Annotated in this window: 10 protein-coding genes; 7 read left to right on the top strand and 3 right to left on the bottom strand. The window is 72.1% G+C overall.

Annotated features, from left to right (window positions below; all coding sequences use genetic code 11):
• Positions 1-99 precede the first annotated feature (99 nt).
• On the bottom strand, positions 100-1104 hold the full coding sequence (locus KV381_RS33190) for a DUF6215 domain-containing protein (RefSeq protein ID WP_030623012.1): 1005 nt from the start codon (positions 1102-1104) through the stop codon (positions 100-102).
• Between the two features lie 104 nt (positions 1105-1208).
• Positions 1209-2408: an aromatic ring-hydroxylating dioxygenase subunit alpha gene (locus KV381_RS33185; RefSeq protein ID WP_218786962.1), complete on the bottom strand. Its 1200-nt coding sequence runs from the start codon at positions 2406-2408 to the stop codon at positions 1209-1211.
• 189 nt (positions 2409-2597) lie between these two features.
• Between KV381_RS33185 and KV381_RS33180 the strand changes: the two genes are divergently transcribed.
• The 3 genes from KV381_RS33180 to KV381_RS33170 are packed head-to-tail and all read left to right on the top strand — an operon-like array spanning position 2598 to position 6988.
• Positions 2598-3260 carry a DUF6338 family protein gene (locus KV381_RS33180; RefSeq protein WP_032789869.1) on the top strand — a complete coding sequence of 221 codons (663 nt, stop codon included), beginning with the start codon at positions 2598-2600 and terminating at the stop codon, positions 3258-3260.
• The gene (locus tag KV381_RS33175) at positions 3260-3418 is read left to right on the top strand and encodes a hypothetical protein (RefSeq protein WP_181007958.1); all 159 of its coding nucleotides are present in this window, start codon (positions 3260-3262) and stop codon (positions 3416-3418) included. Before KV381_RS33180 ends, KV381_RS33175 begins: the two co-directional genes overlap by 1 nt.
• A gap of 3 nt (positions 3419-3421) precedes the next feature.
• On the top strand, positions 3422-6988 hold the full coding sequence (locus KV381_RS33170) for a CHAT domain-containing protein (protein WP_256995205.1): 3567 nt from the start codon (positions 3422-3424) through the stop codon (positions 6986-6988).
• 27 nt (positions 6989-7015) lie between these two features.
• On the opposite strand, the gene KV381_RS33165 is transcribed toward KV381_RS33170, so the two are convergent.
• The gene (locus KV381_RS33165; protein WP_030076667.1) at positions 7016-7990 is read right to left on the bottom strand and encodes an alpha/beta hydrolase; all 975 of its coding nucleotides are present in this window, start codon (positions 7988-7990) and stop codon (positions 7016-7018) included.
• Between the two features lie 249 nt (positions 7991-8239).
• On the opposite strand from KV381_RS33165, the gene KV381_RS33160 reads away from it, so the two are divergent.
• The 4 genes from KV381_RS33160 to KV381_RS33145 all read left to right on the top strand — a co-directional run bounded on the left by KV381_RS33160 (position 8240) and on the right by KV381_RS33145 (position 12403).
• On the top strand, positions 8240-9058 hold the full coding sequence (locus KV381_RS33160; RefSeq protein ID WP_030076665.1) for a FadR/GntR family transcriptional regulator: 819 nt from the start codon (positions 8240-8242) through the stop codon (positions 9056-9058).
• 194 nt (positions 9059-9252) lie between these two features.
• Positions 9253-10572: a sugar ABC transporter substrate-binding protein gene (locus KV381_RS33155; protein WP_218786961.1), complete on the top strand. Its 1320-nt coding sequence runs from the start codon at positions 9253-9255 to the stop codon at positions 10570-10572.
• Positions 10572-11561 carry a carbohydrate ABC transporter permease gene (locus KV381_RS33150; RefSeq protein WP_218786960.1) on the top strand — a complete coding sequence of 330 codons (990 nt, stop codon included), beginning with the start codon at positions 10572-10574 and terminating at the stop codon, positions 11559-11561. The genes KV381_RS33155 and KV381_RS33150 overlap by 1 nt, the downstream gene beginning before the upstream one ends.
• Positions 11558-12403: a carbohydrate ABC transporter permease gene (locus KV381_RS33145; RefSeq protein WP_218786959.1), complete on the top strand. Its 846-nt coding sequence runs from the start codon at positions 11558-11560 to the stop codon at positions 12401-12403. Before KV381_RS33150 ends, KV381_RS33145 begins: the two co-directional genes overlap by 4 nt.
• Positions 12404-12434 lie beyond the last annotated feature (31 nt).

Raw genomic sequence — 12434 nt, 5'->3', positions numbered from 1 at the left:
CATCACCGCGGTACTCCTGGGCTAGGCTCCCTGCCTGCGTTTTTGCAGGTCAAGTGCTGTTCCAACACTTACAACGAGGCGTGATCCCGGAGCGGCCCGTCACGTGGTCCGCTCGGAGACCGCCGGAAGGACGGTCTCGGCGATGGCGAGGAGCGCGCTGTCGTCCGGGAGGGCTCCGGACCTGCTCCAGACCGTGATGTCGCAGTAGCCGCCCCGGTCCTTCCGGTCGAGGGCCACGGACAGCGTTCTGGACGGAGGGCCCTGCTCGACGGGTCCGCCGGAGCCGCCGCTTCCGAGATCGATCTCGATCGCCATGGTGTGACCGGAGGAGAGGACCGCGGGCCGGTCGAGGACCGAGACCTTGCTGACCTCCGGCTCCTTCCCGAGTTCCATCAGGTTCACGTACTGGGCGATCGACAACTCGTTGTACGCGACCGAGACGTTCACGGTGTAGGTGTCGAACTGGACCTCGGCCTTCGGTCGGGCGACCTTTCCGTCGGTCAGGGGGGCGGTGTCGCTCGTGCCGGATGCCACGGTCGCGGTCTCCGCGGGTGTTCCGAGGAGCCGGGCCAGGTCAGGCGTGTTGAGTGCTTCGCACAGCTCGTCGCCGGTGACAGCCCGGGGCGTCTTCTCGTACGCGCCCGGCAGCGCCTCGCCCTCCCCGCGCGGACACGAGGCGGCCCGAGGCGTGCTGTCGTCTTCCGAGGGCAACACCCGTGGGCCCAGCCACAGCGCGGCACCCAGGACCGCGAACAGGGCCACGGCGGCGACGGCTTGGCCCCATGCGTTGGGTTCCTTCCCCGGGGCGGCCGAGGCGGGACGCCGACCCGCTGGAGGCCGCGGCTGCGGCCGGACAGCGGCGTCGGGCGCCGTGGAGTCCGCGGATGCCGTCGGCCGCGTGTCCCGGCGGGCGCGGAGCGCCCGGATCACCGTGTGGACGCGCACTGCGGTGAACACCAGGAACGCCACGCCGATGCCGACTGCCGGCCATGCATGGTCGTGGAGGGCGAGATACATGATGCGTACCCCGAAGACCGACCCGACCACGATGAACAGGGGCTCACGGACCCAGAAGGGCAGGAGCCGGAAGAGGAGACCGAGCACTCGGCGATCTTGACCTGGTGAGATCGCGTTGGCTGTGGCGGAAGCCACAGTTCCGGCTCAGGACTCAACCGTGATCAACCGAGGGCTTCCGACGGCAGGGCTTCTCACCTGGCGCCGACATGGCCCGGTCCGGGATCCGTACGGGGCGCCAGGTCGGCGCAGACGCGGCCGTCGCACGCCGGGGTGCCGGTGCCGGCGGCGGCAGTGCGGGGGCGGATCGGGACGCCGTTGGCGCGCAGCACGTCGCGAACGTCCAGGATCAGGGGGAAGACCTCGTGGTTGCGGTCCTCGCCCTGCTCGTCCCACGCTCGCTGTTCGGCCTCGACGGCCATGCGGTCCTCCGCGAAGACCCGTTCGGTGAAGTGCCGGATGAACGGCCAGGCCATATGCAGGACGGCGGGGACTCTGGGCTTCTCGATCATGAGCAGGCCGTACGCGTGGCACCTGCGTTGCTCCGCGTCCTCGGGTACGTAGACGGCCCAGAGGCGCAGTGCCGGGCGGTCGGCCTTCTCCGGGACCAGGTCCAGTGTCTGGTACGGGTACGCGGTGCGGATGGTCATGACGTCGCTGGAGGGCCGGCCGCCGATGCCCTCGGCGGCGAGCACGCCCGCGCTGCGGCTGCGCTTGCCCCCGGTGTGCGTGAAGAGGTAGCGGGCCTCGACCGATCGTGGGCCGCTCTCGTACCCCAGCAGCTGCGGCTGGAGTTTGCCGACCACGCCCCGGTGGAGGAACTGGTGGTTCATGTCGAGCAGGTTCTCGTGCATGAACGAGTAGTGGCAGCGCACGGTCCGGGAGAAGGTCATGGTCCGGTACGTCGGTGAGGCGAAGTCGGGGAGCTCGGGCAGTCCGGTGACCGCCGCCTTCTCGGCGTCGCCCGGGAAGACGAACACCAGGCCGTACGCCTCGCGGACCGGGTAGGCGCGCACGCCGCGTGGCGGCCGGCCGTCGCCCTTGGACAGGTACGGGATCTGCGAGATGCGGCCGTCGCCGCGGTAGGCCCAGGCGTGATAGCAGCAGCGGAGCGTCTCGCCGTCCACGACGCCCATGCTCAGCGGCACCTGCCGGTGGGCGCACCGGTCCTCCAGCGCGTGGACGGCACCGCTCCGGCTGCGGAAGAGCGCGATGCGCTCCCCGGCGAACGCGGTCGGCACCACCCGTCCCCTGCGCACCTTCCGGGACAGGGCCACCGGGTACCAGAAATCCGGGTTCGCCCCGAACCGCCGCAGGTCGGGCAGGCCGGACCGGGGGTCACCGCGCTCCCCGGGCCCACCGCGTGCGCTCTTGTCCGACCCGTTCCCGGTCATGCCTCTCCCTCGTACGTGGGCGCCCCTCTCCATCCTGGCCGCAGCCCATGGACGCGCGCCCGCCCTGGACGCCCGGACGGGTGCTTTCGCGGAAAGGGCTGTTCCGCCGGTCACGGGGCACGCGAGCCAGTAGCGTGATCGAACGGAGGCCGACATAAGACATTCCGTGAGACATGGGGGGGTGCGGAGGTGCAGGCGCCTGCGACCGTTGTGCAGCTCGCTCTGCTCGTCCTTCTGGTGCTGCCCGGGGTCACCTACCAGTTCATCCGGGAACGCCGTCGCGGGCCGGTGCCGGGTGAGCGTGATCTGGGCGAGCGGGTGCTGCGGGCGATCGTCGCCTCGATCGCGCTGGACGCCCTGTACGCCGTGGTGGCGGGGCCGGCGCTGGTTCGTCTGGCGCGCGGCACCGGCAGCGGCGGCGGCACCGGCTGGGACGGTTTCGTGGAGCGGCCGCGGATGGTCGGATTCGTCGCCCTGATGCTGTTCCTCGTCGTGCCTGCCGTGGCCGCGGTCGCCGTCTCCCTGGTGGACCGGCAGCGCCGCAAGGCCCGGTTCCTGCGCACGCCCAGCGCCTGGGACCACGCGTTCCGCGACCGCGAACCGTGCTTCGTCCGCGTACGGCTCAAGGACGGCAACTGGGCGGGTGGTTGGTACGGCCACCGGTCGTACGCCTCCTCGTATCCCCACCCGGCCGAGCTGTACCTCGAATCGGCGCGCGTGATGGGTGCCGACGGGTCGTTCGGCGCGCGCGTGCACGGGACGGCGGGGCTTCAGCTGCGGGCGGAAGACTTCGACGTTCTGGAGTTCGTCGAAGCCGGAGAACCGGCCACGGTGCCGGATGAGGAGCGGTGATGGCGTACGAACCCGAGCTCTCGCCCGAAGAGGCGGCGCTGCTGGAGGCGGACGAGGGGCGCGGCTACACCCCGAAACGCGAGGTCGCCGAGCCGGACGAGGCGCCCGGCGGACCGGCCGGCACCTCGAACGGCACCTCGAACGGCACCGAGGACTGACGCGTGGGCGGCCCCGTGGACGAGCCGGCCGCGCGGTTCGGGGAGGCGTTCCGCGTGGCCCGGCACAGCCCGGACCCCGCGTCGGTCGAGAGCGCGGTCGAGCTCGGACGCGCCGTGCTGTCCGAGCTCGACGCGGACGCGGACGCGTCCGAGCGCCGCTCGGTGCTGTCGAACCTCGGGGGCCTGTTGCAGACCCGCTACCACCAGGCCGGCGACTTCGCGTTCCTCCAGGAAGCCGTTCAGCACGTCACGGAGGCGTATTTCCTGGCGTACGAAAGCCCGGAGGACTCGGCGAGCTACGCCAACAACATCGGCATGCTGCTGCACACCGCGTTCCAGCGGAACCAGGACCGCGACACCCTGGCCGACGCGGTGGACTGGAGCCGGAGCGCCGTCGACGAGGCACCGTCCGCGAAGAAGGCGTTCTACCTCGGCAACCTCGTTGTCGCGCTGCGGACGGCCTTCACCGTGACGCAGGACCTCGCCCCGCTGGCGGAAGCCGTCGAGCACGCGCGGGACGCCGTCGACTGCTCCCCCGATGACGCTCTCACCGCCAGGAGTCTGCATTTCCTCACCGTCGTCCTGCGCGACTGGTCCCGCGCCACCGGGGACACCGGTGTCGTGGAGGAAGCCGTCGACGCCGCGCGGCGAGCGGTGGAGTTCACCCCGGCCGGATCGGACGACGTACGCGAACGGCTGAGGCACCTCGCGTACCTCCTCGGCGACCGCTACCGGGCGCACGGAGCACGGGACGACCTGGCCGAACTGCTCCGGGTCCGGCGGACGCTGGTGGCCCACACCCCGGTCACCGATCCGGGGCACTCGCGGAACCTCGTCGATCTGACGACCACGGAACGGGACTGGGCGGCGCTCACCGGCGAGCGCCCGGAGTCGACCGGCTGCTGGGAACGCGCCGACACCGAGGCCGACATGTGCGGCCGCTACGCCGCCGAGTTCCAGCGGAACCGGGACCCGGACCTGCTCGACCGGGCGATCGAGCTCGGGCGCTCGGTGGCGGCGGGGACGCCTGCCGGGCATCCGCGCCGGTGCGTGCGGCTGGACCACTTCGCCGCGGCGCTGGCCACCCGGGGTGAGGAGTTCGGGGACCACGCCGCGCTCGCGGAGGCCGTCGCCGTCGAGCGGGAGGCGGTCGCGTGCACGCCGGCCGGCCATCCGCTGCGGGTCCAGTTCCTCGGCAACCTCGCCGTCAACCTGAACGCGTGGTTCCACGCGACCGGAGACCTGGCCCACGTCGTGGACGCGATCGACGTCGCCCGCCGTGCCGCCGAGGCCTCGGCCGGGCGGGGTGACCACCCGCGTTCGCTCGGGATCCTCGCCGTCGTGCTGCACAACCGGTTCCGGGTGACCGGCGAGCTGCGGGTGCTGTCGGAGGCGGTCGACCACGCGCGGGAGTCCGTCCGCCTCGGCGCGAGCCTGGTCGCCGGACAGGCCCAGCGGCTCTCCAACCTCGGCGCCATCCTGTCCGACCGGTTCACCAGGACGGGCGGGGCGAGCGTGCTCGACGAGGCGATCGACGCGCACCGTGCGGCCGTGGAGGTGACGGCGGACGACGACCCGGAACGGGCGGGGCGGCTGGCCAATCTCGGCGGTGTGCTGGAAATGGCGTACACCAGGTTCGGCGACCGGAACGCGTTGCTGGACGCGATCGCGGCGCGGCGCGCGTCCGTGGCGGCGACTCCGGAGGACAGCCCGCACCGGCCCGGGTACACCGCGAGCCTGGCCACCGTGCTCGGCGACTGGTGCACGAGCCTCGCCTCACCCGCCGCGCCCGCCGTCCACGCCGCCGTGCCTGCCGTCGCGCGACAGGAGCCGCCGGAGCCGGTGGACACGCAGGTTCTCGCCGAGGCGGTCGGCCTGGCCCGGAGTGTGGCGCTGATGCCCGAGCAGGACGCCTACTCCCGGTCCGGTCTGCTGACCGGCGTCGCCAACGTCCTGGCGCTCGGCTTCCGGCACCTCGGCGACGACGACGCGCTGGCCGAGGCCCTCGACTGCTACCGGGAAGCCGCGGCGTCCGCCGGATCGCCCGCGCGGAACCGGGCGGAGGCGGCGGGCCGGTGGGGTGATCTGGCCGCCGAGGCCGGGCGGTTCGACGTCGCCGCCGAGGGGTACGCCGCCGCGGTCCGGCTGCTGCCCCGGATCGCCGGGCGCCGCCTGGACCGCGAGGACGCCCAGTACTGGCTCGGCCGGTTCGCCGGGGTCGCCGCCGACGCGGCCGCGTGCGCGCTGGCCGCCGGTGACGAGGTGAGCGCGGTGACCCTGCTCGAATCCGGGCGCTGCGTGCTGGCCGCCCAGGCGCTCGACAGCCGCGGCGATCTCTCCGATCTGCGCGAGCTGGCTCCCGAGTTGGCCGATCGCTTCCGTACGCTCACCGCGGAGTTCGAGACCGACACCGCGAGCGACCGGGTGGCCCTCGCCGACGAGCTCGACGCGGTGACCGACCGGATCCGCGCGCTGCCCGGGTTGGAGCGGTTCCTGCGGCCGCCGCTGCTCACCGACCTCACCGCGCAGACGCACGAGGGTCCGATCGTGTACGTCAACGTCAGCCGGCACCGGTGTGACGCGCTGATCCTCACTCCGGACGGGGTCCGGCCGCTCCGGCTGGACGGGCTGAGCTCGCAGGCCGTGAGTCAGCGCGTACGCGCTCTGCACACCGCGTTCTCCGAGGGCCGGATGGCCGCGGAGCAGACGGTCCACGACACGCTCGGCTGGCTGTGGGACACCGTCGCGGGGCCGGTGCTCGACGAGTTGGGGCTGACGGAACCACCGGCGGCGGACGGTCCGTGGCCGAGGATCTGGTGGGCTCCGGTCGGGGCGCTCAGCCTGCTTCCCCTCCATGCGGCGGGCCACCACCGCGACGGCGGACCCGCGCTCCTCGACCGCGTCGTCTCCTCGATGACGCCGACGATCCGCGCACTGGGCCACGCCCGCGCGGGCCGCCGCGACGACCGGACCGAGCCGCGGCTGCTGGTGGTCGCGATGCCGCACACTCCGGACGCCCCGGACCTGCCCGGCGCGGCGGCCGAGGCCGGGCACCTGGCCGCCCTCGTCCCGGACGCCACGGTCCTGGTCGGCGCGGACGCGACGCGTGACGCCGTTCTCGACGCCCTGTCCGACGGCGGCTGGGCGCACTTCGCCTGCCACGGGTACAGCGACCCGGACAATCCCTCTGACAGCCACCTCGTGCTGCACGACCACGACCGCGCGCCGTTCCGGGTGCTGGACCTTTCCCGACTGCGCCTGCGGAACGCGGAGTTCGCGTTTCTGTCCGCCTGCGACACGGCCCGTACCACCGCGCGCCTGTCCGACGAGGCGATCCACCCGTTGGCGGCCTTTCAGATCGCCGGCTTCTCCCAGGTGGTCGGAACGCTCTGGCGCGTGGACGACGCTGTGGCACCGGCCTTCAGCCGGCAGGTCTACGGCGAGCTGACGGCCGGTCGATCCGGTGTGCTGTGCGCGTCGGCGGCGGTCCACCGTGCGGTCAGGCTGCTCAGAACGACGTATCCGAACCTGCCGTCGGTGTGGGCCGCGCACGTCCACGCGGGCGCCTGAGCACGGGGCGACCCGGCTGTCGCGCCCTCAGCCGTCGTGCAGGGCCTTCTTGAGTGCGTCGACGGCGAGGGTGCGGGCGACGTTGGCGGCGCGGGTGTCGCGCAGGCTGTCCAGGAGGAGGAAGTCGTGGACCATGCCGGCCACCCGTACGGAGGTCACGTCCACGCCGGCCTCGCGCAGCCTGTTGGCGTAACTCTCGCCCTCGTCGCGCAGGACGTCCGCCTCGTCGGTGATCACCACGGTGGTGAGCAGCCCCCGGAGCTGGTCGAGGGAAGCCCGGAGCGGGGAGGCGTGCACCTCGGTGCGCTGGGCGGGGTCGCTGGTGTAGGCGTCCCAGAACCACTTCATGCCGTCGCGGGTGAGGTAGTAGCCCTCGGCGAACTGGAGGTAGGACGGGGTGTCGAAGTCGGCGTCGGCCACCGGGTACAGCAGGACCCGCGCCTTGAGGTCGATCCCGCCGTGCTCCTTGTTCATCAGCGCGAAGACGGCGGACATGCAGCCGCCGACCGACTCTCCGGTGACGGCGATCCGCGAGGTGTCCAGGCCGTGTTCCGCGCCGTGTTCCAGGACCCACCGGCCGACCGCGTAGTTCTGCTCGACCTGGGTGGGGTACGTGGCCTCGGGTGCACGGTCGTACACGGGGAAGACGCCCGCCGCACCGGCGCCGACGGTGAGTTCGCGGAAGAGGCGGTCGTGGGTCCTGTCGTCGCCGAAGACCCAGCCTGCGCCGTGGATGAAGAAGACCACCGGCAGCGGACCGGTGGTCCCCTGGGGCCGGATGATCCGGGTGCGGACCGTGCCCCACTCGCCCGCGTCCACGTCGACCCACTCCTCGCCGACCTCGGGACGGGGCACGCTCAGGTCGCTCTGCAGGCCGAGCAGAAGGTCACGGCCCTTCTCCGGGGGGACCTCGTAGATCCGCGGGTGCGGGTCCGTGGCCTCGCACAGCTCCTTCGCCGCGGGTTCGAGGCAGGGGGTGATCGGAGGAGGTAGGTCAGTCATGTCGGCTCCCTGTCACGGGCACACGAAATGCCCTTTCCATGGATGGGCGATTCCACCCTTTGCCCGGTTCGTCCGCCGCAACCCGCACAGGAGCCCGTCAGGCGGTCATGCCGCAGTGGCGCACTCCCCCGTCGACCACGGCCCGGACCGCGGACATGCCGGAGGGACCGGGTCCGGCTTCCGCCCCCTCCGGATCGGTCATCCCGACCACGCCGCCGCGTGCGGCTTCCGGCGCTGTACGCTGCGATCATGCAGCCGTCCGTCCCCTCGCCCCCGTCGGACTCCGCGCGGCCCGGTCCGGTCGCGGACCCCGCCCGGCGCGGGCTTCTGACGGAGCGCATCGCCCGTGAGCTGGAGCACGACATCCGCTCCGGCACCATCGCCGTCGGGACGAAGCTCCCGTCCGAGCGGGAGCTCGCCGCACAGTTCGGCGCCAGCCGGAACGTCGTGCGCGAGGTGTTGCGGCGGCTGGAGGCCCAGCATCTGATCGAAGTCGCCCCGGGACGCGGCTCCTTCGTCCGCGAGCAGTCCTCCGGGCAGGCCCGGGGGTACGACGCGCTCTACCGGGCGGGCCGGCCCACCGTCCGGCAGCTGATCGAGGCGCGGATCCCGCTGGAGGTCGAGATGGTCCGGCTGGCGACCGAGCGGGCCACGGACGAGGACATCGCGGCGATGCGGGCCGCCCGGGACGCGCTGGAGTCGGCGACCGACGTCGTCGTCAAGGCCCAGGCGGACATGGACTTCCACGATGCCATCGCGGTGGCCAGCAAGAACCCGGTGCTGCGGATCATGCTGTCCTCGATCGGCGGGATGATGTTCGAGATGATGCTCCGCTCGAACTCCGATCCCTCGATCGGCGAACCCGGCGTGCCGCACCACCCGGAGATCTTCGAGGCGGTCGAGGCCCGGGACGTGGACCTCGCCTGTGCACGGATGCGGGAGCACTTGATGCTGGGGCTGCGGACGTACGGGGCCGATCTCGATGTCCAGGTCGACACGATGGCGCGCAATCACATCGGGACGCTGCTCGACCAGGCCGAGGGCCGCCGGACGCCTCCGGGACGCTAGCCCGGTCCAGCCACCGGAATCTTCGCTTCAGGGTCTGGTCGTAGAGGTTTCCCTGCTGTTACGGTCACGTCCGGATCAACTGGTCCTACCAGTTGGACCAGGTAGGACCAGAGTCCCGCACGCGCACCCCCACACGCACACACCCCCACAAGCACGCACGTACCGCAGAGCAACGCAGAGAAACGAGGACAAGGATGTCCACGAGCAGCCAGCTCCTGAGCCGGCGCGCCTTCGGCAGGCTGGCCGCAGGGGTCGCGGCGGGCGCCGGGGCGGGCGCGCTGAGCGCCTGTTCGGGCGGGGGCGGCACGCCCTCGGCCGGCACACCGTTGCGGATCATGGCGATCAACCACGTCTGGTCGCAGGCGGTCAAGCGCCGCACCGCGGAGTTCGAGGAGCGGATCGGGCGGCGGGTCTCCATGACGCTGCTCACCGCCGACCAGCTCGCGAGCAGCTACAACGTCAAGCTCAACGCGTCGGGCACCGACGTGGACGTGATGATGGTCCGCGCGCTCCAGGAGCAGTTGCTCTTCGGGCACAACGGCTGGCTGGCCGACCTCAGCGACCGGGTCGCCGACGACGCCCGGTTCGCCTGGGACGACTTCCAGGACGCGCCGCGCGAAGCGTCGGTCACGGCCGGGAAGGTGCTGAGCGTCCCGGTGGTGACCGAGCGCCCCGCGCTCTACTACCGCAAGGACCTGGTGGAGGACCTGGGCGGGCCGCCGCGCACCCTGGAGGCCCTGATGGAGGGCGCGCGGGAGCTGACCCGCCGGAAGGACGGGTTCTACGGGTACGTCGGCCGGGGCCAGCGCAGCGGCGCGGTGTCCCAGTGGTCGAGCTTCCTCTACTCGCACGGCGGTGACTTCGTCGTGGACGGCACGTCCGGGATCGGCAGCGCCGAGGCCGTCGCCGCGTACGAGTACTACGGTCGGCTGCTGGCCGGCTCCGGGCCGCCCGGGGCGACCAACATGAGCCTCGAACAGGCGATGCCGATCTTCGCGCAGGGCAAGGCCGCCTTCTTCGTCGACGCCGACGCGATCTACAGCAGCTTCCTCGACCCGAAGGTGTCCCGGGTGCGTGAGACCGTCGGCTTCGCCCCGTTCCCCGCCGGGCCGGCCGGGGCCAGGCCGCACAACATCCCGTCCTGGAGCCTCGGCATCAACACCTTCTCCCGACTGCGCGACGACGCCTGGGAGTTCATCCGGTGGGCCGCCGGCCCCCAGATGTCGGCCGCCCTCCAGTCGGAGGGCATACCGGGCGCCCGCTCCTCGGTGTGGTCCGACCCGAAGACGCTGGCCGCCTTCCCGCCGGAGCTGGCCGAGTCCATGCGGCTCAACGCGGAACGCGGCGTCGGCTACGACCGGCCCCGGGTCCTCCAGGTCGGCCGGGCCCGGGACATCGTCGGCCGTCCGCTGGTCGCGGGCATCCTCGGCGAGTCCGTCCGGCCGGTCGTGCGCGACGCGGACGCGGAGTTCGCCGATTTCCTCGTACGCGACAACCGCCACAAGGAGTCCTGATGCCCGCCACCGAGGCCACCGAGGCCACCAGGAGCACGGCAGCCCCCCGGGGCTCCGCCGTCCGTACGTCGCGCCCGGCGCCGCCCGGGGCCGGGCGGCGGCAGCGGACCTTCGAGCAGGCCAACCGGCGGCTCAAGTGGGCGATGCTCGCCCCGGCCGTGCTCTTCGTCGGCCTGATGATCGTCTTTCCGCTGGTCTTCACGCTGAACCTCAGCCTCACCGACGCCTTCGGCGCGGTCAACGCCGACAGCGCCCACGTCGGTCTGCGCAACTTCGCCGACGCGCTGGGCGACACCCGCCGGTTCTGGCCCGCCGCCCGCCGCACCCTGGTCTTCACCGTCGGTGCGGTGGTGCTGGAGACGGTGCTCGGGCTCGCCCTGGCGATGCTGATGCGGCGGCCGTTCACCGGGATGCGCTGGGTCCGTACCGTGCTCATCGTTCCGCTGCTCGCCACGCCGGTCGCGATCGGCATCCTGTGGCTGCTGATCCTCGACCCCACCAACGGCATCGCCAACCACCTGCTCGAAGCGGTCGGCGTGCCCCGGCAGGAGTTCCTCGGCTCGGTCGGGCAGTCGCTGCCGACGCTGATGCTCATCGACGTCTGGCAGTGGACGCCCATGATGACGCTGCTGCTGCTCGCCGGGCTCACCACGCTGCCCGAGGAGCCGGAGGAGGCCGCCCTGGTCGACGGGGCCAACGCCTGGCAGCGCTTCCGGTACGTCGTCCTGCCGATGCTCGGCCCGACGCTCGCCACCGCGCTCGTGCTGCGCGCCGTCGACGCGCTGAAGACCTTCGACATCCTCTACGCCACCAAGGGCGCGGGCGGCGGTTCGGACTTCGAGGTGGAGACCCTCAACGTCTACGCCTACGGGCTCACCTTCGACTACCAGGAGTACGGCCTGGCCGCCGCCGTCCTGGTCCTGTTCACGCTGTTCATCATCGGTGTCGTGGTGCTGCTGCGCCGCCGGGGCGGAAGGAAGAACGCATGAGTGCCACCCTCTCCCCCGCACGCCCCCGGCGGGGCCGGCCGTACGGGTCGTGGCTGCGCGGGGCCGCCATCACGGTCGTGTCGCTCGTCTTCGCGCTGCCGGTGGTGTGGATGTTCGCCGCGGCGTTCAAGACCAATGTGCAGGTGACCGATCCGTCCGTCGGGCTGTGGTTCACGCCCACGCTGGACAACTTCCGTGCCGTCGTCGAGGCCGGGCAGATCGTGCGCTCGATGGGCAACTCCCTCCTGGTCGGGGTGGTTTCGACGATGCTCTCCGCCGTGATCGCCGTACCGGCGGCCTGGGCGGTGGGCCGGTTCTCGATGCGCCGTACCGGCTCCGTGATCCTCGTGGCGCGCATCGTCCCGGCGATCTCGCTGCTGGTGCCCTGGTACTACCTGTTCGCGCGGATGGGCCTGGTCGGCTCCTACACGGTGCTGATCCTCAGCCATATGTTCGTGTCGGTGCCGCTGATCATGTGGATCATGATCAGCTTCTTCGCGGGGCTGCCGGTCGAGCTGGAGGAGGCCGCCCGCACCGACGGGCTGAGCGCCTTCGGCGCGTTCTGGCGGATCTCGCTGCCGCTCGCGGCGCCGGGCACCGCGACCGCCTCGCTGCTGGCCTTCGTCTTCAGCTGGAACAACTTCATGTTCGCGCTGGTCTTCTCCGACGACCGGACCCAGACCGTGCCGGTCACCCTGTTCAATTTCATCTCCTACGCGAGCACGGACTGGGGCGGCCTGATGGCCGCCGCCTCCCTCATCACCGTGCCCGTCGTCCTCGCCGCCGTCCTCGGCCAGAAGTACCTGGTGGCCGGGCTGACGTCCGGCGCCACCAAGGGCTGAGAGTCCCACTCCCCCGACCTCCGACCCCCAC

It is taken from the genome of Streptomyces sp. WY228, assembly GCF_019287315.1.
Taxonomy (GTDB): domain Bacteria; phylum Actinomycetota; class Actinomycetes; order Streptomycetales; family Streptomycetaceae; genus Streptomyces; species Streptomyces caviscabies.
Note: the sequence above shows the minus strand (reverse complement) of the source record. Positions and strands in the feature narration are given on the sequence as shown.